We start from the raw sequence: 20,810 nt of genomic DNA, 5'->3' as shown, positions 1-20,810 counted from the left end.
CCATGTCCACCCCCGGCCCGCCACTGCCCACTGGCCCCGCACCAATCGGTGGCCCCGCAACGGCGGCCGGTCGAGCGACAACCGCTGGGCCTGCAACAATCATTAGCCCTGCGGCGACCGCCAATCCTGCACTGGCCGGGCAAGGGGGATCGACTCCTGGCCGTTTGCGAGCCGGCATGCAGGGCTGGCGCAAGCCTGCATTTCTTGCTCTGGCGGTGGCGGCATTGGCGGCCGCTGCTTGGCGATTCCCGGTGCAGGAGTGGGCAACACAGGTCAGCCCGGCGGTAGCGGTCGCGATCGGCGCATTCGCGCTGTGCGCACTCGTGCCGCGCACGCCCATCTCGCTCATCGCGGGTGCTCTCTTCGGCGCCTATGCCGGTGCCGCTTGGGCTTTCGCCGCCGCCCTCATCGCCACCGCGCTCACCTTCGCCGCCGGCCGGTGGGCCGGGCGCGACCTGCTCGCCCAGCGAGCCGGGGATCGCTTACGCCGCTTGGACACCTGGATAGCCCGCCGCGGCCTGATCGCCGTGGTCGTGGTGCGCCTGCTGCCCATCGCCCCGTTCGGTCTGGTGGGCTACGCCTACGGCTCATCGTCTGTCCTTTTTAGACATTATTTTCTGGGTACCGCCATCGGCGCGTTCCCCTCAGCGATAAGCTACTCCGTCATAGGCGCCGCCGCGGTGAACCCCGATTCGCTTAGCTGGCTTACCTTCCTGCCCGCTGCCGCGGGCATCGCCATCAGCTCCGCCGCCGCCTACCACTGGCGCCGCACCTCCCGCCGCCCAGCTCTCTAACCGAGAAATGCGCTTGGCCTCGCGGTCCCGGCGAGGCCAAGCGGTTGTGCTGGTTAAGTTTCTACGAGGCGTAGACCTCGAATTCGTTCACTCGCACGTATCCCGGCTGCACGGTCGGGCCGGACAGGCCGTAGACCCGGACCAGGCGTGAGGTTTCTGAACCGAAGGTGAAGTTCACCGTCACCTGCAGAGCGGTGTTGCCGCGCACGGCACCGCCGATCGGGGCGCGCCAGGTGGTTCCGTTCCACACCTGGATGTCGAAGTCACGGATAGGGAGACCCTGGCTGGTGAAGACGACGATCCTGCGGAAGGTCTTGACGGTGCCGAAGTCGAGCTGTACCCACTGCGGCGGATAGTTCACCCCGCCGGAGTTGTTGGCCCAGCTGAATCCTCCACCCACGCTCGTGTTCCGGTCGCCGTCGTTGACCCGGGCCGGCGAGTAGCCGGAGTAGGTCGAGGACGCCGCCGCGATGGCTTGCCGGGCGAAGTTGTCGTTGCCGGTGCCGCCGTCGCCGCCGATGCTGCAGACCCGCCATTCGATCGCGGCCGTGCTGTAGGTCATGTACGTCGAGTCGATGAAGCCGACCACGCCGGCGCCCATGTCGTCGTGCTTGGCCTCGAACGTGGCCTTGATGTCGACGGTCAGCGGGATGTTCAGCAGCTGCTTGATCCAGGCGCTGAGCCCGAGCGAGATCTCGATCTTCGGTCCGTTGTCCTCCTCGACCCACTTGTAGGCCCAATAGTCGCCCAGCGCGGCCCGATCCCAGGTGGTCATGAACATTTCCCAGTTGATGCCGTTGCGGGCGTCGGCGCGCTTGATCTTTCCGAAGTAGGCGTTCTTGATTTCCATGCCGCTGCGCGCCACGGTGATCATGCGGATCTCCAGCTTGCCCTGCCACCAGGCCTCCACGGCGGCCGGGTTGGGGACCCGGAACCAGGAGAGGTATTCCTGTCCGCGGTCGTTGCGCAGGCCGGTCGGGTTGCACACGGCCATGGTGCCCATGCCGCCGCGGGTGGAGTAGCTCTGCGAGAGCCCGAGTGGCCCGGCTACAGCCGGCTTGGCGGCCAGCATGCTGGCACCGCCGCCGCCCAGCTCGTCGTTGATGGTCAGCACCCAGACCTCACGGGTTTCGGCGTAGCTCTCCGTGACCGGGGTGGTGGCGACCACCTGACCGCCGCTGAGCGTGTAGGCGGGAAGCGCGCTCTGGCCCTGGTCACCGGCAATCGCCATCCGGATCGGGTTGTTGAGCAGCAGGCCGTCCTCATAGTTGGGGATGAAGATCTGCGGCAGGTAGGCGTGACCGTTGACGTTGGCGAAACCGGCGACACCGTTCTTGAACGCCACCCAGTCCGGCGCCCACGGGTTGACGATCCCGCCCGCCTCGGCCTCGGCGATGACCGTGGACATGAGGGCGTTGCTGTCGCCGTCGAAAAGGCGTCCGGCGATGGTGCGCACCAGGTTCTGCAAGGCCGCGTTGTCGGTGCTGAGCAGCAGCGGGCTGACCAGCTCGGAGAGCTTGGCGCGCAGGATCATGTCGTTCTGGTCGCTGACCGGCAGCGGCTCGGGCCAGGCGCCCAGCGAGTTCCACGGGTTCGCGGGCTGGTCGGAGATGGCCACCCAGTAGCGGGTGCCGGGCAGCAGTCCGCCCCCGGCCGCCCAGAAGGACCAGCCGCCCGCCTGGCTGAAGTCCGCCCCGTAGCGGCCGTCATGGAACTCGGCCAGCCGGTAGCCTGGGCCGAAAGTGTTGGCGCACAGGCCATCCGCGTCTTCCGGCGTGGCTAGGACGTCGCCGCGCACCGGCGCGGTGGCCCGGACCGAGCCGCCCGACCAGCCGTTGTAGAAGTCGAAGGCTATCCCGGGTGGTGGGGCCTGGCCGTCGGACCGAAGACACAGCACAGAGTGGTATTGATCGATCGCTGTGTCACCGTTGTAGGGGTTGGTCACGCCGTCGGATCCGAGGTGGACATATCCATTGCCCTGTTCCACCACCGACCAGGTCATACCAGTCCGGATCGGATCGGCCCGCGCCGGCGTGGAGACCGCCATGACGCCGGGAACCGAGACGATCAAGCCAGCGAGCAAAAGGGCTGCTCGGCGAAGCACGTTCATCAGCACGCTCCAAATCAGGGGAGCCGCGAGCTGCGGTGACGCACATGGTGCCGAACAATCGCATACAGCACATTGAATCCTGAACTTCGCTGAACATTGTTGAACGGTCGTCGGATTGGCGCTCCGCGCCACGAAATGTACGATCCGGACACATTGATGATTTGCTTAGGGTCGATGTGCTGGGGAAAGGGGCGGCCGGGAGGATGAGCGAGGACATTCTCGCCGCCGCGTCCAGCGTGGACTCAGTGGAGGATCTCGCCAGGCTGCTGCGTCAGTTGCGCCGCCGGCAGGCCCACCGGCTCAAGGTGCCCGAGCTGACCTATCGCGAGCTGGCGGCCAAGACCGGATGGTCCATCGGCATCATCGCCGGTTACTTCGCCGGGCGCACCCTGCCCCCCACCGACCGCTTCGACATCTTCATCACGCTGCTCGGCGCCAGCCCCGCCGAGCAGGGCATGCTGGCGACCCTGCGCGACCGGGTGGCCGAGAGCCGCCGGCATCCCGCGCCGGCGCCGAGCCGGGGCGAGCCGAGCTGGCCCAAGCCGCGGCAGCTGCCCGCCGATGTCTTCCGCTTCTCCGGCCGGGAGAGCGAGCTGGCCGAGCTGGATTCGCTGCTCGGCGACGGTCCAAACGCGACAGTCGTCATCTCGGCGCTGTCGGGCACGGCCGGGGTCGGCAAGACCGCGCTCGCGGTGCATTGGGCCCATCGCGTCGCGGCCCGTTTCATCGACGGGCAGCTCTACGTGAACCTGCGCGGTTTCGACGCCACCGGGCCACCGATGAGCCCGGCCGAGGCGGTGCGCGGGTTCCTTGATGCCTTTGGGGTTCAGGCGCAACGGGTACCCATAAGTGAAGAAGCGCAGATTGGGCTCTATCGCAGCATCGTGGCAGACCGGCGGGTGCTGCTCCTGCTGGACAATGCCCGCGACGCCGAGCAGGTGCGGCCCCTGCTGCCGGGCTCGGCGCACTGCCTGACCATTGTCACCAGCCGCAACCGGCTGGCCAGCCTGGTGATAGCCGAAGGGGCGCAACCACTTTCCCTCGACCTGCTGTCCTCGGCCGAGGCGCGGCAGATGCTCATCAGCAGGCTCGGCGAGAAGGCCGTGGCGCACTCCCCTGCAGCCGCCGAGGAGGTCATCGAACGCTGCGCCCGGCTTCCGCTCGCGCTGGCCATCGTCTCGGCCCGGGTGCGGGCCAATCCGGCCCTGACGGTGGCGGCCGTCGCCAAAGAACTTCGGGCCGGCCAGGGCAGCCTCGACCTGTTCGCCGAGGAAGACGGCATGGCCAATGTGCGAGCGGTCTTCTCCTACTCCTACAACCACCTCAGCGACGCCGCCAAAGACCTTTTCCGCCTTCTGGGTACGCAGCCCGGCCCCGACATAACCACAGACGCCGCAACCAGTCTGGCCGGCCAGGAGGCGGCCACCGTGCGCCAGCTGCTCACCGTGCTGGTGCGGGCAAACCTGGTCACCGAGCACCAGCCCGGCCGCTTCGCCTTCCACGACCTGCTGCGAGCCTATGCGCGGGAGCAGGCCGACCTCGGCGACAGCGAATCCGTGCGGGCCGCTGCCCTGCGCCGCTGCCTCGACCACTACTTGCATTCCGCCTACCAGGCGTCGCTCATGATGTACCCGCAACGCGATCCCATCGCGCTCATCGACCCCGACCCCGCCGCGGTCGTCTCCACCTTTGCCGACATCGACGAGGCACGGGCCTGGTTCGCCGACGAGCACACGGTGCTGCTGGCCGCCATCGACCACGCGGCCGCGATCGGGCTGAGCACCCACGCCTGGCAACTCGCCTGGGCCATCGGCGATGTGCTCGACTGGCGCGGGCTGTGGCACCCGATGGTCGCCAGCCAGTCCACCGCGTTGCTGGTCGCGCAGCAGGCCGGCGACGAGCGCGGCATGGCCCACGCCCGGCGCCTGCTGGGCCGCGCCTACATCCGGCTCGGGCGCTGGGACGAAGCCGAATCGCTTCTGCACCAAGCAGTCCAGCTCTTCCACGGGCTCGGCGACCCGGTGGGTGAAGCCAACACGCACATAGCCCTGTCGCGCATTCACGAGCAGCACGGCCGAATGCGCGCCGCCCTCGGCCACTCGCAGCAGGCGCTCACGCTGTTCGGCGCGGCCGGCCACCGGGCCGGGCAGGCGCGATCGCTGAACACTGTTGGCTGGTACCACGCGCTGCTCGGCGAATACGAGCAAGCCATCGAGTCCTGCAAAGCCGCCCTGGATCTGCACGCCAGGATCGGCAGCCGATTCGGCCAGGCCCCGGCCTGGGACAGCCTCGGCTATGCCCATCAGCGACTCGGGCACTACACCGAGGCGGTGTCCTGTTTCGACAACGCGATCGTGCTCTACCGCGAGGTGGGCGATCGTTACCACGAGGCCGACACCATGGTCCACCTGGCCGACAGCCACGCCGCCGCCAGCGCCTGGGAAAGTGCGGCCGCCACCTACCGCGAAGCGCTGCAAACCCTCGATGAGCTGAACCATCCGGCGGCAGTGGAGGTGCGCCCCAAACTCAAACAGGTCGAGGACCAACTCGCCTGAAATCTCGCTGCCGCGGTGGTAAGCATGGGACTGTGGGCAGGCGAGGATTGGTGCTGGGCGCCGGTGGGATCACCGGCATCGCTTGGCAGCTGGGGATGATGCAAGGACTGCTGGCGCACGGGGTCGATGTCGGCAACGCCGACCTGGTGGTGGGAACCTCGGCCGGGTCGGTGGCGGGCGCGATCGTCGCCGGCAAGGTCGATCTGGCCGTCGCCGCCGCGCTGCCGGTGTACCCCGGACCCGACGAAGGCGCTGTCGAACCGGATTGGGAGCTGGGCGCTCAGGCCTTCCAGCTGCTCAACGACAACGAGCTCGACTTGGGCGAGGCCCGGCGCGCGGTGGGCGAGCTGGCGCTGCGGGCCAACGTGATCGACGAGGCCAGGTTCGTCGCCGGGATCGCCAAGCGGCTTCCCGTCCACGACTGGCCGGTCTTGCCACATCTGCTGATCACCGCGGTGGATGCCCGGTCGGGTGAGCTGATCACCTGGGACGCCTCCGCGCAGGTCCCCCTCGACCTGGCGGTAGCCGCCAGCTGTGCCGTCCCGTGCGTCTTCCCGCCGGTCACCATCGGCGGCCGGCAGTACATGGATGGCGGCGTGCGCTCAGGCACCAATGCCGATCTGGCGGCCGGGTGTGACATCGTCCTGGCGTTCGCGCCGCTGGCACCAACGCGGTTACGCGGCGCGCCGCAGGCCGAGTTCGATGCTTTGCGCGACAGCGGAAGCCACGTCGAGCTGATCGCTCCCGACGAAACGGCCCTGGCCGACCTGGGGCCGTACGTGCTCGACCCCGACCGATGGGAGCCTGCCGTCGCCACCGGGCGCAGGCAGGCAGCCCTGATCGCCGAGCAGACCGCCCGGCTGTGGTCCGGCGGCGACTAGTTCGCCACTGCGTCTTCAGCTCTGACCCGCCGAGGGCGTGCCCTCGGCGGGTCTTCGAGGTCAGCGCAGGTCGGCGAGGACTTCGCGGGCGGCCCGGTCACCTTCCAGCGCCGCGCCGTTCATCCAGCCCTGGAAGTCGTAGGAGCAGTGCTCACCCGCGAAGTGCAGGTTGCCTTGGCGAACAGGTTCGTAGCCCGCGTATCGAGTGACGTAGCCGATGGGCCAGAAGACATACGCGCCATAGGCGAGCGGGTTGAGGTGCCAGGCCGAGAAGGTGGCCTTTCCGGTCCAGGCTGATCTGGTACCGGGAAAGACGGTATCGATCTGGGCGAGGGAATCGTTGGCGAAGCGGCGGACCACCGGATCTGATTCGGTGGCGAAAGGTGTCGCGGGGCGAACAGCTTCAGCTGTGCTGCCGCCGTTGTACTGGATGAGGATGCCGCGCTGGCCCGGCTGGCCCGCCGTGGTGTCCCAGGCCTGCTGGAAGGGCAGGTCGGTGAAGGTTTCGCCGGAGGAGACCCCCGGCCACGGGCCGGTGCCCAGCCAGGTCCGGCGCAGGAACTGCAGGTTGAGTTTGGTGCAAGAGCCCATTTTCATGGCCGCCAGCGACTCGCGCTTGCGCTGATCGAGCCCGGCGTTGGTGAGATCGATGCGTTGCAGCACACCGAGGGGGACCGTGAGAATGGTGTGGTCGGCGGTGACCGTCCTGGTGGTGCCACCGTTGTCGAAGGTGAGCGTCTGGGTGCCGTCGGTGTTGCGTCTGACGGCGAGCAACTTCCATCCATATTGGACGGTTCCGTCGGGCAGGCTGTCGGCGATCGCCTCCGGGAGCTGCTGGTTGCCGCCCACGATGTGATAGCGCTCGTCGGACAGGCCCCAGATGTTGAAGTTGCCTGGATTCCGCTGCGCACCAAGCAGATAGATCAGGGCAAGAGACGACTGGCGCGTGGTGTCGGCACCGTATTCAATGTTGTAGGCCACATCGAGCAGCTGACCCAGGCGTGATGTGTGGCCGCCCGGGACACGCGACTCGATCCAGTCATAGAGCGACAGGTTATCGAGAAAACGGGCGTGCGCCGTGGATTGCTCCCACGTCGCCGCCGGGCTGGCGTCGCGCAGATCCCGCTGCACCCATTGGTTGACCGCCTTGAAGTCCACATCGGCCTGCGACCGCGAATAGTATCCGCCGTCAAAGTGGAAAACCTGGTCGGCGTGGGCGGGAGCGGCCTTCGTGACATCGATCGTGCTCAGCCCAAAACGCTGGGCCAGCTGGCGCATCATGGCATGCTCCTGATCGATCGCCTCCCCGCCCCACTCGCTGGTCTGCCCATCGGCCCAATAGGAATCGTTGCTGTACATGCGTCCGCCGACCCGGCCGCTCGCCTCATACACAGTGCAGCCGACACCGTTGTCCGCCAGCGTAAGCGCCGCCGTCAGCCCCGACATGCCCGCGCCAATCACCGCGACCCGGGCCGGCTTCACCGGCGGCTTCGCCGCCGCCACCGCATCGGGCACCGCCAACCCAACGGGGACAACGGCTCCGAGCTTGACCACGGCACGCCGCGAAAGCTCTCCTCGGTTCAGCGCGGACCGGATATCGCGGAACTCGTCAACCGGAATCCCGGCCCGGTCAGCGGCAGTATGGTCGCGCGCCAGGCCGGCCAAGGCCCGGAAGAGGGGTGTTTTACCAGTCATCGCCACACCGTAGTCGCGCGTCTATCCCCGCCACAGCAATGTCTTAGTCAACCAGTATGGTACGAGTGTCCTAACCCCACAGTCGTACAAGGACATATGGTGCCCGTTCACTCATTCATCGACGAGTCCAAACGAAACTCCTACCTCCTTGCCGCCGCTCTCATCGCCCCGGCCCAGCTGGCCAAGGCACGCCGCGCCATCGCCGCACTGGTCATGCCTGGCCAACGCCGAATTCACTTCTATAGCGAGCGGGACAGCCGCAAGTCGCAGATTGTGACGACGATCGCGGAACTCCCGCTTGAGGTAGTACTCATCGAGGCGAGCGGCGCGATCCACGAGAATGCGGCTAGGGGCAGGTGTTTGCACGCGCTGATTCAGGACCACATCGGGCGGCGGGTGAGCAGAATTGTGTTGGAGCGCGACGAGTCGCAGGTGGAGGCGGACCGCAGGATCCTGCGGCGGGAGATCGAGCGCCACGGTCTGCTCGACTGTGTGACGTATGAGCATGTTCGAGCGCATGAGGAGGCACTGCTGGCGATCCCGGATGCCATAGCTTGGTGCTGGGCCAAGGGCGGCCATTGGCGGGTCAGGGTTAAGGCGCTAGTCGCGGAGATGCGCCAGGTCTAGAAAGCGCGAAACCCGGAGGCCATCCGTCCGGTAGGCCCTGCCGGGTTCACTTTCAGTGGCTAGTGCCGCTGACGGAGTTCAGGTTACACCCCGCCAGCGGCGGCACGCAATAGGCTTACGCTACTACGGAGACTAGCTTGCCGGGGATGACGATGACCTTCTTGGGGTTGGCGACGTTCACCTCGGCCAGGGCTGCCGTGCGCACCGTTTCCTCGTCGGCGTCGGCGGCGACGGAGACCCGGGCGCGGACTTTTCCGTTGACCTGTACCGGATAGGTGACTGTCTCCTCGACCAGCAGGGCCGGGTCGGCTACCGGGAAGTCTTGGTAGGTCACCGTTTCGTCGTGGCCCAGTTTGCGCCACAGCTCCTCGGCGATGTGCGGGGCCAGCGGGGACAGCATGACCACCAGCGGTTCGGCCACCTCGCGGGGGGTGGCGGGCAGCTTGGTCAGCGCGTTGGTCAGCTCGATCAGTTTGGCGATGGCCGTGTTGAACCGCAGGCCGAACATGTCCTCGCGGATTCCGGCGATCGCCTTGTGCAGCGCCCGCCGGGTCGCGTCGTCGGCCGGGGTGTCCACGACGGTTGCCGCACCGGTGGTCTCGTCGACGATGGCGCGCCACACCCGCTGCAGGAAGCGCTGCGCGCCAACGACTGCGCGGGTCTCCCAGGGGCGGGAGACCTCCAGCGGGCCCATCGACATCTCGTAGACGCGGAACGTGTCGGCGCCGTAGCGCTCACACATCTCGTCGGGAGTGACGACGTTGCGCAGCGACTTACCCATCTTGCCGTACTCGCGGTCGACCTTCTGTCCATTCCAGACATACACGCCGGGCTGCTCCTCCACGACCTCCTCGGCGGGAACGTAGGCCCCGCGCTCGTCGGTGTAGGCGTAGGCCTGGATGTAACCCTGGTTGAACAGTCGGTGGTAGGGCTCGAACGAGGAGACGTAGCCCAGGTCGAACAGGATTTTGTGCCAGAAGCGGGCATACAGCAGGTGCAGCACGGCATGCTCGACGCCGCCGACGTACAGGTCAACACCGCCGGACTGCTGGCCCTCGCGCGGCCCGACCCAGTAGGCCTCGTTGGCGGGATCGATGAACGCCTTGTCATTGGACGGATCCGCGTATCGCATCTGGTACCAGCACGAGCCCGCCCACTGCGGCATCACATTGGTCTCGCGCGTGTACTGGCGAGGCCCGTCGCCCAGGTCCAGCGTCACGTGGACCCATTCGGTGGCGCGTGACAGCGGCGTCTCCGGCGACGAGCCGGCGTCGTCATCGGCGAAGGTCTTGGGCGAGAAGTCGGCCACCTCGGGCAGCTCGACCGGCAGCATCGAGTCGGGCAGCGCGATCGCGCGGCCGGACTCGTCGTAGACGATCGGGAACGGCTCACCCCAGTAGCGCTGGCGGCTGAACAGCCAGTCGCGCAGACGATAGGTGACGGCCCCCTCGCCACTCTTCGCCGACTCCAGCCAGTCGATGATTTTCGCCTTGGCCTCGGCCACGCCCAGGCCATCCAGCATGCCGGAGTTGATGGCCGGGCCTTCGCCGGTGAACGCCTTGCCTTCCCAGCCCGCGGGTGGCTCAACGGTGCGGATGATGGGCAGCTCGAAGATCTCGGCGAACTCCCAGTCGCGTTCGTCCTGACCCGGGACGGCCATGATCGCACCCGTGCCGTAGCCGGCCAGCACGTAGTCGGCGATGAAGATGGGGATCTGCGCCCCGTTGGCCGGGTTGGTGGCGTAGGCGCCGATGAAGACGCCTGTCTTCTCCTTGGCGTCGGCCTGACGCTCCACTTCGGACTTGCTCGCCGTGAACAGCCTATACGCCGCAACCGCTTCAGCCGGGCTGCTGTGACCCGTCGTCCATTTTCCGTGGGTACCAGCAGGCCACCCGGCCGGAACCAGCTTGTCGACCAGTTCGTGCTCGGGCGCCAGCACCATGTAGGTGGCCCCGTAAACGGTGTCGGGCCGGGTGGTGAAGACCTTTATTGCAGACTTGGAGCTCTCCCTTGGAGGCTCCGCGATGTTGGCGGGCCGACGGGTGAGGTCCTGGTCTGACTCCTCGCCCACGGCGAAGTCGATGAAGGCGCCGGTGGAGCGGCCGATCCAGTTGCGCTGCATCAGCTTGATCGGCTCGGGCCACTGCACGTCGTCCAGATCGTCGATCAGCCGGTCGGCGTACGCGGTGATGCGCATCATCCACTGCTTCAGGTTGCGCTTGAACACCGGGAAGTTGCCGCGTTCGCTTCGGCCGTCGGCGGTGATCTCCTCATTGGCCAGTACCGTCCCCAGACCCGGGCACCAGTTGACCGGGGCCTCGGAGATATAGGCCAGCCGATGTTCGTCGACTATCTTGTTGCGCTCCGCGGCCGGCAGGTGGGCCAGCTGGGCCTCCAGCTCGGCGATCGGGCGGGCCTTGTTGACCGACGGATCAAACCACGAGTTGAAGATCTGCAGGAAGATCCATTGTGTCCACCGGTAATAGTCGACATCGATGGTCGCCACCGAACGCCGGTCGTCGTGACCCAGGCCCAGCATGCGCAGCTGTGCCCGGTACCGCAAAATATTCTCTTCGGTCGTTGTTCTTGGGTGGGTTCCGGTCTGAACAGCGTATTGCTCGGCCGGCAGCCCGAAGGCGTCGAAGCCCATGGTGTGCAGAACGTTAAAGCCCGCCATACGCTGGAACCGCGCGAAGACATCGGTCCCAATAAACCCCAGGGGGTGACCTACGTGCAGGCCCGATCCGGAGGGGTAGGGGAACATGTCCAACACAAACTGCTTCGGCGCGCCCGAGCGCGGGTGCTTGGGATCGGCCAGGTCACCGACCGGATTGGGAGCGTGGAAGGTGCCATGCTCCTGCCAATAGTCCTGCCATTGAGCCTCGATCTTGCAGGCCAGCGCCGCGTTGTAGCGGAACTTCGGGGTGTCTACCTGCTCGTTCATGATTCTTATCCTTTGTCTGAGAGAAGGCATAAAAAATCCCCTTGTGCGAACGCAGAAGGGGTTGCCGTGCTCACGCGTCGGATCGCGTCAGCACGGCTCACTAAGGAGCAGGAAGCCCTGAGCCATGTCCGCATAGTACCTCGTGCGCTCAGACAGCGTCACTTCCCATTCCACGCCGCTGGTGCATTGCCGGAACTGAGAGCGCTGGGGAAGACTCCAAGGGAACGAGAAACTGACCAAGGTGCAACCTCTGGATAGGGGTAGCGCGTTCTGTCGCCGAACGCATGACGAAAACTAGGGAGGCGGGCGTGACGACCACGCAACGCAGTGGGACCGACCTCGGCGAGCCGATGCCGGCAGACGAGTTCCGGGAAACCACCAACGCCATCGTGGCCAACATTGAGCAGGTAATCGAGGGCAAAACCGCCACCGTGCAGCTGGCCCTCGCGGTCCTGCTCGCTGAGGGACATCTGCTTATCGAAGATGTTCCCGGTGTCGGAAAGACGAAACTGGCCAAGGCACTCGCCCGCTCCATCGACTGCTCGGTGCGCCGGATCCAATTCACGCCTGACCTGCTGCCCAGCGACGTCACGGGCGTCAGCGTCTACAACCAGGAAACCCGCGAGTTCGAGTTCAAGCCGGGCGCGGTTTTCGCCAACCTGGTGGTCGGCGACGAAATCAACCGGGCCTCGCCGAAGACACAATCGGCGCTTCTCGAATGTATGGAGGAGCACCAGGTCACCGTCGATGGCGAGACCTACATTCTGCAGACCCCGTTCATGGTGATCGCGACCCAGAACCCGATCGAGATGGAGGGCACCTACCCCCTCCCGGAAGCGCAGCGTGACCGCTTTACCGCTCGCATCGCGATGGGTTACCCCGATGAGCGCGCCGAATTGGCCATGCTCGATGGGCACCAATCCCACGATCCGCTGGAGGATCTCGTCGCGGTCACCGATGGCACGGCAGTACGCCGGTGCATCGCCACGGTTCGCAACGTCCACGTGGCCGCCGCGGTCAAGCAATATGCGGTCGACCTCGTCACCGCCACCCGGGAAGCCCCCGAGCTGCGCCTTGGCGCGTCCCCGCGGTCGACGCTGCAGCTGATCCGCACCTCCAAGGCGGTCGCCGCGCTCGACGGGCGCGACTATGTCGTCCCCGACGACCTGCAGAAGCTCGCGGTTCCGGTGATGGCACACCGCATCATCCCGACCGCCGACGCCCAGCTCGCCCGGCGCACCACCGACGCGATCCTCGCCGAGCTGGTGCATCGGCTCCCGGTGCCGCACGACCGGCGCTCGCCCTACGACACCCGGCCGCCCGCCCCGCCGAGCTCTTTCTACGACCGGCAGAAGTAGGCGTGTGACCTATGCGTGAGGCATTGCGCGGGCTGACGACGCGGGGGCGCAGCTTCCTCGCCGCCGGGCTCGCCGCCGTCTTCTCGGCGCTGATCCTCGGCGAGAAGGACCTGCTTCGGGTGGCCGTGCTTTTGCTGGCGTTGCCCTTGCTCGCCGCCTTCTATGTCGGGCGTTCCCGGTACAGGCTGGCGTGCACGCGCAGCCTTGACCCCTACCGGGTTCAGGCGGGCGGCAACGCGCGGGTGCTGCTGCGCCTGCAGAACATGTCCCGCCTGCCCACCGGCACGCTGCTGCTGGAGGACAAGCTGCCGTATGCGCTCGGCAGCCGTCCCCGGCTGGTGCTTGACCGGCTCGGGTCGCAGCAGGCCTCATCGGTCGCGTACACGGTCCGGGCCGAGCTGCGCGGGCGCTACCAGGTCGGCCCGCTCACGCTGCGGATGACCGATCCGTTCGGGCTGTGCGAGATGACCCGATCCTTCCCCAGCTCCGACAGGCTCACCGTGATCCCGCAGGTGACCCCGCTGCAGCTGGTCCGCCTCGCCGGCGAATACGCCGGCACGGGCGACAGCCGCGCCCGCTCGGTGGCGGTGCACGGCGAGGACGATGCGGCCACCCGCGAATACCGGCGCGGTGACGATCTGCGGCGCGTGCACTGGCGGTCGACCGCTCGGGTGGGCGAGCTGATGGTGCGCCGCGAGGAGCAGCCGTGGGAAAGCCGGGCCACCGTCCTGCTCGACACGCGCGCTTTCGCGCACCGCGGCGAGGGCCCCACCGGCTCGTTCGAGTGGGCGGTCGCGGCCGCGGCCAGCGTCTCTGTCCACTTGCGACAGGCCGGGTACAGGTTGCGGCTGGTCACCGAGGCCGGTGCCGACCTGGACGCCAACGAGAGCACCGGCGACGGGCTGCTGCTCGACCACCTGGCGGAGGTCAAGGCCTCCGGCCGAGGCGACATCACCACCCTGATCGAGCAGGTTCGCCGTCGCGCCGACGGCGGGCTGATCATCGCGGTGCTCGGCCTGCTTTCGACCGCCGAGGCGGCACAGCTGGCGGCGCTGCGCACCAGTGGCACCACCTGCATCGCCTTCCTCATGGATTCGCAGAGCTGGCTCAACGTACCGGCCGAGGTGAAAGCCGAGGCCGAGCGTGAGCATGCGGCCGCCGCACTGGGCCTGCTGCAAAGCGGCTGGCGCGTGGTGGGGGTCAAGCACGGCGATCTGCTTCCATCCCTGTGGCCCCAGGCCGCGCGGGGCCAGCAAGGCTTCGCGCTGCGGGCCGCCATGGCCGAAACCGTCACCATGGGAGGCGGCCGATGACCTCCAAGCGCCACCTGACGCTGGTCGCCGCCGCGGCGACGCTGCTCGCCGCGGCCCCGATCTCGATGATCTTCGACAGCCTGAACTGGCTCTTCCAGGCGATCATCACGATCGCCCTGATCTCGGGGGCCGCCTGGGGCGCCCGGTCGCTGCGGGGGCGGCTTTGGACACAGGTGCTCGCCATGGTCGGTGGCCTGCTCGTCGCCGTGACCATGTTCTTCAGTCAGGGCACCGGAATCCTCGGCCTGATCCCGACCCCGTCGACGTTCTCCCACTTCCGGGAGCTGTTCCTCAAGTCCGGTGAGGACGTGCGCACCGCGTACGTGCCCGCCCCCGACATCGACAGCCTGCTGTTCATCACGATCCTCGGGATCGGCCTGGTCGCCATCCTGGTCGACGTGTTCGCGGTCGGTGTCCGCCGCCCCGCCCTCGCCGGGTTGCCGATGCTTGCCATCTATTCGGTACCGGTGGCGGTCTACGCCGAGTCGGTCTCCCCCATCCCGTTCGTGATCGGGGCGATCGGTTTCCTGTGGCTGCTCGTGACCGACAACGTCGACAAGGTGCGCCGGTTCGGTCGCCGGTTCACCGGCGAAGGCCGGGGCGTCGACCTTTGGGAGCCGTCCCCGCTGGCTGCCGCCGGCCGGCGGCTCGCCGCCTTCGGCGTCGTGGTGGCCGTGCTGCTGCCGATCGTCATCCCGGGCATGACCGAGGGCTTCTTCTCCCGCTTCGGCGCAACCGGGTCAGGCGGCCCAGGCAACGGGCAAGGCCCGGGTAGCGGCTCGGTGAACCTCTTCGCCCACCTTTACGGCGAGCTGAACCAGACCCAGATCCGCGAGCTGGTCAAGGTCACCACCAACGACCCTTCGCCGTTCTACATGCGCTTCGGCACGGCCGACGACATCCAGCTCGACGGATTCCGCAACCGTGCCCCGAGCGGGAAACCGGTTGGCGCCGATCTGCCCCGGCCCATTGGGCTGCAAGGCCCCGGCATCACCGGCCAGCGCTACAACGCCAAGGTCGAGGTTTCCAAGAACTTCGACATGCCGATGGTTCCGGTCTACGCGTCGCCCATCTCCACCAAGGGCCTTGACGCTTCTTGGAACTACGACGTCGACCAGCAGATCTTCTACTCGGTGCGGTCACGCTCGGCCGGCAAGAAGTTCGAGTTCGACTTCATTCACGCCGAATACAGTCCGGACGCGCTGCGCACGGCCCGGCCGCTGCCCCTCAGCAACCAGATCCAGCGCAACATGACCCGGGTGCCGGTGGAGCTGGAAGAGATCCAGGAGCTGGTCAACGGTCTCATCGACGGCAAACCCACCGTCTACGACCAGGTGCGGGCGCTTTACGACTACTTCTCGCAGAAGAACGGGTTCGCCTACGACCTGACGGTTCCCGAGGGCACCAACGGCCAGAAGATCCTGAACTTCCTCGACGTGAAGCGCGGGTTCTGCCAGCAGTACGCTGCGGCGCTGGCCTGGATGCTGCGGGTCGCGAAGATCCCGTCACGGGTGGCGTTCGGCTTCACCAAGGGCAGCAACTACACCGGCGGCAACTACGTCCTGACCAACCGCAACCTGCATGCGTGGACAGAGGTCTACTTCGAAGGCTTCGGGTGGGTGCCGTTCGACGCCACCCCAAGCGCTTCCATCGCCGGAGCGGTCAACTCGTCCTGGGCCCCGAACGTGGATGCTCCCCCGGAAAACCCGTCCACCGGCGCCCCCGCCACCGCCAACCCGGGCAGCACCACGGAGCCCGGTGACGACAAGTTCCTCCCCGGCAACGACGACTGCCCGGAGTGCGGCACCGACGGTAGCTCCAGCCAGACCCCAACCCCGCCTTGGGTTTGGTGGTCCCTGGGCGGTGCCGGGCTGCTGCTGATCCTGCTGATCATGCCAGCCATCCGGCGTCAATCCCTGCGCCGACGGCGAACCCAGCTGGCTACGGCCACAGCGGTCGCTGCTGTCGCGGGCGGGCCTGAGAACACAATGGCCATCGTCGACACCGAGAACAGCGATGCGGCCCGCAGCCAGGCACATGCCGCCTGGGACGAGCTCATCGACACCATGGTCGACTATCGGCTCATCATCGACGCCGCGGAAACCCCTCGAACAACAGCGGAAAGGCTGGTCAGGGAACAAGGCCTCGACACTGCCACCGCCGGGGTAACCCGCCAGCTGGGCCACGCCGAGGAACGGGCTCGCTATTCGCAGCACCCGATCGCCGCCACCGGCCTCATGGGCGCGGTAGCCGATGTGCGCAAAGCCCTGGCCGCGCAGGCCGGTCGCTGGGTCCGCCTGGTCGCCGTTCTCCTGCCGCCCTCGGTGGTCTACCGCTGGCGTTCACGCGCCACATCGCTAGGTCTGAAACTGTCCCGAAGGACCTCAGACGCCAGCCTGGCCATGCGCCGCGTGGTCCGCCCCATCCTGCCCCGCCGCCGCCTATCCGCAAGGGGCTAACCACACGCACCACCCCGGGCCGCCCGCCGCTCCCACGAGCCGGGCGGCCCGCTCTCTGCTTGCACCGCCCGGCGGCATGGGTCTGGCATTCTTGGCGACTTTGTTGTTGCTATAGCTTTCGCGCCGGCCCGTTGTGGTCTTTCGCCGCACCTCCCGGGCGGCAACGCCACGCCCGTGCTTGGTCACCCCCCGGCGGCTGCGCCGCCGACCCGCAGACGCTAGATCACCCCAAGCTCTCCCAGGCACAACTACTCTTCGCGAGTACGTCCATCTCTGCGCCAGGTAGGTGATGCAGAGATGGACACACTCGCCGACAACCACCCTGGACATAGGAGCAACGCACCTCCGGCGGCGCGGCGGGAGCCGTGGGGGCGGCTTGGCGGTTACGAGCAGCGCGGGGGCGCGGGCGTGCCACTAGGGGTGGCGCGGTGGGAGCCCGTGGGACGGCGTGGCAGTTACCAGCGGCGCGCGGCGGCGGGGTGAGATGGGGTAAAGCAATTGGGCCGCTTGAGCGGCCCAATTTGGTGGTTCAGTAGTAGTCGCCGCGGTCTCGCCAGCGTCCTTCAAGGCGATCGATGATGCCAAGACCGCGCCGGGTGCGCCGGCTGGCTGTGCCATCGACGGATCGCAACTGTCCCTTGGTGCCGGCAGTCGCGGCCCGGCGTTGCGAAAGCATCGCGTAGGCGGCGGCAGCAAGCATGACCACGAAACCGGCAACCCCCAGCAGCGGTTGGCTGACGACGGTGCCGTAGACCAGCAATCCAAGCCCGGCGAGGATGACGATGGCAGCCAGTATCAACCGGCGGCGGGCGTGGAACTTCGGATCGCTCTGGCGCACCGCCGAGGCGAACTTAGGGTCCTCTGACAGCGAGCGTTCGATCTGCTCGAACAGCCGCTGCTCGTGCTCGGATAGCGGCACGGCACCCCTCCCCGGCAGACTGACTCTTTCTAAGACGGACAGCAGTCGGACAACTGCTACGTGTCAGTCTACGAGGGGGCACGCCAGTTCGAAAGCTGGACGACACGACCTACCCCCGACGAATCCTGACAAGGCTGGCAGGGCCGACCGCCCCTTTCCCAAAGCGCGCGGCGACAGCGTCGGCCGCGACCTCGGCGTCTCGCCAGCCGTGGGCCGGCTCGTCGAGGGCAAGCTGATGGCTGGAGCCTTCGCTGGCAACGAGTCCTTCCAGTCTGACCCCAGCCAGACGGATGCGCTGACCGGCTTGGGCGGGCTCGAACAGCTCCCAAGCAACCCGGTAGACCTCCTGTGCCACATCGGTGGGCGAGGGAAGGGTGCGCGATCGGGAGATCGTCCGGAAGTCCGCGAAGCGGACCTTGACGGCGATCGTGCGCCCGGCGACGGCGCCTTCGCGGGCCCGTTTGGCCACCTGCTGGGAGAGGCTCAGCAGGGTGCGGCGCAGGACGGCGGGGTCGCTCTGGTCGACGTCGAAGGTGGTTTCCGACCCGATGGACTTTTCCACGCGATGGGTGGTGACGCGCCGGGAGTCACGAGCCCACGACAGCTCGTGCAGGTGGCTGGCGAGGGCTTGGCCCAGGGCGCTGCGCAGCATGCTCACGGAGGCGTTGGCGACGTCGGCCACGGTGGTCAGGCCCAAGCGGCGCAGCGTCTCCTGGGTGCGTTCGCCTACCCCCCAGAGGGCGGAGACCGGCAGCGGGTGCAGGAACTCCAGCGTCTTGTCGACCGGAATGACGATCATGCCGTCGGGTTTGGCCCGGGTGGAGCCGAGCTTTGCGAGGAACTTGTTGGGGGCCACCCCGATCGAGCAGGTCAGCCGCAGCTCGTCGGCCATGCGCGCGCGAATGTCGGCAGCGATCTTCGCAGGACTCCCGAAAAGGCGCATAGCGCCTGAAACATCAAGGAAGGCCTCATCGACCGAGAGCGGCTCGACCAGCGGGGTCACGTCGCGGAACACGCCCATCACCTGCCGCGAAGCGCTGATGTATTCGCGCATGTCGACCGGGAGGAAGATGGCGTGCGGGCACTTGGCGCGCGCCTGCATGCCCGGCATCGCGCTGCGGATGCCGAACCGGCGTGCCTCGTAACTGGCCGACGACACCACCCCGCGCGGACCTGCACCGCCCACCACCACCGGTTTCCCGCGCAGCTCAGGGCGGCGCCGCACCTCCACCGAGGCATAGAAAGCATCCATGTCCACGTGGAGGATGGGACAGCCGGCGTCCACTTCCATAGCGCAGAAGCTACTCGCCCCTTACGACAATCAGCGGGATGTCGAGCTCGGCGTCGGTCAGGGAGCCGTGCATGGCGACGAGACGCGCAATCGTGGCCGGCTCGCGCCGCGTGCCGTGAACTGCCCAATCGTCGCGGCACACCACCACCACGTCGCCTATCCGTTGCGCGAAGGTCAGGTCCATCGGCCCGTACCAGCCGGTGGCGATCGCCTCCTCGCGTGACCCGATCCAGGCCGCGTGGCCGACCAGCTCCTGCCAGGCCGCGAGCACGTCCGCGGCCGCGCCCGGCTCGGCGTGCAGGTAGCGCACCCGCGGCTCGCCCGCGAAAACCCTTACCCCATAGGCGAGCCGGGGATCACCGTCGATGTCGATGCGGCGATCGGCCGGGATGTCGAGCTGGCCGTGGTCGGCCGTGACGACCAGCGCGGCATCGGGCGGCAGCGCGGTCACCAGGCGTTCCACGATTTTGTCCACTTTGGAGGCGGCGTCGGCCCACTGCTCCGACTCCAAGCCGAAGGCGTGGCCCATCTTGTCGAGGTTGGGGTAATAGCCGTAGACCAGGGCGGGCCCGTCGGCCCCCAGCAGAGCCTTGACCATGCCGTCGGCCAGCTCCTGGGACGAGTCGGCCGGGACATAGACCGCGCCGCGGGTGGTGACTTCGGTCAGGCCGGAGCCCACATACTCGGCGCGGTTGACGACCGTGACGTCGATGCCCTGGCGCGCCGCCTCGGCGTAGACCGGCGGGACCGGTTGCCACAGCAACGGGTCGGGATCGTCTTTCCACTGGGTGTGGTTCAGGACGATGTCCGTCCCCGGAATGTTGCTGGTAAATGCCAGCACCCCGTGCGAGCCCGGCCACGCCCCGGTGGCGAGGCTGACCAGGCTGGTCGGCGTCGTCGAGGGGAAGCCGCTGGTGATGGCCCGGGACGGCAGCGCCACCAGCCCGGGTGCGAAGGGCCGCATGGTCGGCAGCTGATGCCAGCCCATGCCGTCCACCAGCAGGACGGCGATGCGCCGCACCCCCTCCAGCTGGCGAGCCAGCCCGAGCCGGTCGGAGAACCCTTGCGCCCCAAGGCATTTGAGGCATCCGGGCAGGATGTCGGCGATCGTCCCTTCCGGGTAGCTGGGTGCCCTCATCTGCGCGCCAGCAGGTGCAACTGGGTCGCGAAGTCGCGATAGGGCGCCTCGGCGGACGCGGCCAGCTCGAACGCGGCGAGCGCCTCCGGATCCGCGTCGGCTATCACTCCCGGTACCAGATCAGACACCACCCGAACACCGTGAACCTGTTCCACGGCAAGCCCTTGCGCCTCCAGCAGCGCGGTGACCTCGGCGGCGTCGAAGCGCCGGCCCAGCTTGGACCCGAGTGGCTCCCGGAAAGCGAGCAACTCGCCGGCGAGCCGGAACTGGCCTGCGATCGCCCGCGACAGCACCGCCGCGGCCCGGTTGGCCACGAGCACGCTGGCCGCACCGCCCGGCCGCAGCACCCGTGCCAGCGCCGCGCTGACCCCGCTCGGGTCGTCCACGACCTCGAGCACCGCGTGACACAGCACCAGATCGGATTGCCCGGCCGGAATCAGGTCGGCGAGCGAGTCGGCGTCGCCCTGCAGGCCGAAGACCCGCTGGGCCACCCCGGCGTCGGCGGCGCGCCGCAACAGCGCGGCCAGCGCGTCGGGGCTCGGGTCGACGACGGTCACCGTATGCCCTGCCTCGGCCAGCGGCACCGCGAACCCGCCGGTGCCACCGCCGACATCGACCACGTTCAGGCTTCGACCACCCTGCGCTGCCAACTCGGCTCGCAGCACAGCCCAGATCACCGCTGTGCGGGGGCCTGCCTGGCGCGACTGCACACCAACTCGCTCCACG

General features: G+C 67.7%; 14 protein-coding genes. 7 read left to right on the top strand and 7 right to left on the bottom strand.

Annotated features, from left to right (window positions below; translation table 11 throughout):
- Positions 1–176: 176 nt before the first annotated feature.
- Entirely contained in the window at positions 177–794 is a 618-nt protein-coding gene (locus Rhe02_RS14010) for a TVP38/TMEM64 family protein (protein ID WP_203908619.1), read from the top strand.
- A gap of 61 nt (positions 795–855) precedes the next feature.
- On the opposite strand, the gene Rhe02_RS14005 is transcribed toward Rhe02_RS14010, so the two are convergent.
- On the bottom strand, positions 856–2,904 hold the full coding sequence (locus tag Rhe02_RS14005) for a discoidin domain-containing protein (RefSeq protein WP_203908618.1): 2,049 nt from the start codon (positions 2,902–2,904) through the stop codon (positions 856–858).
- 203 nt (positions 2,905–3,107) lie between these two features.
- On the opposite strand from Rhe02_RS14005, the gene Rhe02_RS14000 reads away from it, so the two are divergent.
- Entirely contained in the window at positions 3,108–5,459 is a 2,352-nt protein-coding gene (locus tag Rhe02_RS14000; RefSeq protein ID WP_203908617.1) for an ATP-binding protein, read from the top strand.
- Positions 5,460–5,491: 32 nt separating this feature from the next.
- The gene (locus Rhe02_RS13995; protein WP_203908616.1) at positions 5,492–6,340 is read left to right on the top strand and encodes a patatin-like phospholipase family protein; all 849 of its coding nucleotides are present in this window, start codon (positions 5,492–5,494) and stop codon (positions 6,338–6,340) included.
- A gap of 60 nt (positions 6,341–6,400) precedes the next feature.
- Here the strand turns inward: Rhe02_RS13995 and Rhe02_RS13990 are convergent, their stop codons facing one another.
- A complete protein-coding gene (locus tag Rhe02_RS13990; protein WP_203908615.1) occupies positions 6,401–8,035 on the bottom strand; it encodes a flavin monoamine oxidase family protein in 1,635 nt (544 codons plus the stop codon).
- A 99-nt stretch (positions 8,036–8,134) separates the two neighbouring features.
- On the opposite strand from Rhe02_RS13990, the gene Rhe02_RS13985 reads away from it, so the two are divergent.
- Complete coding sequence (locus Rhe02_RS13985; RefSeq protein WP_203908614.1) at positions 8,135–8,662, top strand: hypothetical protein; 528 nt, start codon at positions 8,135–8,137, stop codon at positions 8,660–8,662.
- 115 nt (positions 8,663–8,777) lie between these two features.
- Here Rhe02_RS13985 and leuS read toward each other — a convergent pair whose 3' ends face one another.
- The gene (leuS, locus tag Rhe02_RS13980) at positions 8,778–11,606 is read right to left on the bottom strand and encodes a leucine--tRNA ligase (protein WP_203908613.1); all 2,829 of its coding nucleotides are present in this window, start codon (positions 11,604–11,606) and stop codon (positions 8,778–8,780) included.
- Between the two features lie 350 nt (positions 11,607–11,956).
- Here leuS and Rhe02_RS13975 point away from each other — a divergent pair, with 350 nt between their 5' ends.
- From Rhe02_RS13975 to Rhe02_RS13965, 3 genes are read left to right on the top strand one after another with little or no spacing between them, the layout of a single operon-like run.
- Entirely contained in the window at positions 11,957–12,964 is a 1,008-nt protein-coding gene (locus tag Rhe02_RS13975) for an AAA family ATPase (protein ID WP_239123813.1), read from the top strand.
- 11 nt (positions 12,965–12,975) lie between these two features.
- The gene (locus Rhe02_RS13970; RefSeq protein ID WP_203908611.1) at positions 12,976–14,277 is read left to right on the top strand and encodes a DUF58 domain-containing protein; all 1,302 of its coding nucleotides are present in this window, start codon (positions 12,976–12,978) and stop codon (positions 14,275–14,277) included.
- Complete coding sequence (locus Rhe02_RS13965; protein WP_203908610.1) at positions 14,274–16,736, top strand: transglutaminase TgpA family protein; 2,463 nt, start codon at positions 14,274–14,276, stop codon at positions 16,734–16,736. Before Rhe02_RS13970 ends, Rhe02_RS13965 begins: the two co-directional genes overlap by 4 nt.
- 529 nt (positions 16,737–17,265) lie before the next feature.
- On the opposite strand, the gene Rhe02_RS13960 is transcribed toward Rhe02_RS13965, so the two are convergent.
- From Rhe02_RS13960 to Rhe02_RS13945, 4 genes are all read right to left on the bottom strand, one after another.
- On the bottom strand, positions 17,266–17,655 hold the full coding sequence (locus Rhe02_RS13960) for an SCO2097 family morphological protein (RefSeq protein WP_203908609.1): 390 nt from the start codon (positions 17,653–17,655) through the stop codon (positions 17,266–17,268).
- 109 nt (positions 17,656–17,764) lie between these two features.
- Complete coding sequence (locus tag Rhe02_RS13955) at positions 17,765–18,946, bottom strand: DNA polymerase IV (protein ID WP_203908608.1); 1,182 nt, start codon at positions 18,944–18,946, stop codon at positions 17,765–17,767.
- A gap of 10 nt (positions 18,947–18,956) precedes the next feature.
- On the bottom strand, positions 18,957–20,084 hold the full coding sequence (locus Rhe02_RS13950) for an alkaline phosphatase family protein (protein WP_203908607.1): 1,128 nt from the start codon (positions 20,082–20,084) through the stop codon (positions 18,957–18,959).
- Positions 20,081–20,809, bottom strand: coding sequence for a methyltransferase domain-containing protein (locus Rhe02_RS13945; protein ID WP_239123804.1), 729 nt, complete (start codon positions 20,807–20,809; stop codon positions 20,081–20,083). Before Rhe02_RS13945 ends, Rhe02_RS13950 begins: the two co-directional genes overlap by 4 nt.
- Position 20,810 lies beyond the last annotated feature (1 nt).

The organism is Rhizocola hellebori, from assembly GCF_016862955.1.
Taxonomy (GTDB): Bacteria; Actinomycetota; Actinomycetes; order Mycobacteriales; family Micromonosporaceae; genus Rhizocola; species Rhizocola hellebori.
This window is presented reverse-complemented; position numbering and strand designations above follow the sequence as displayed.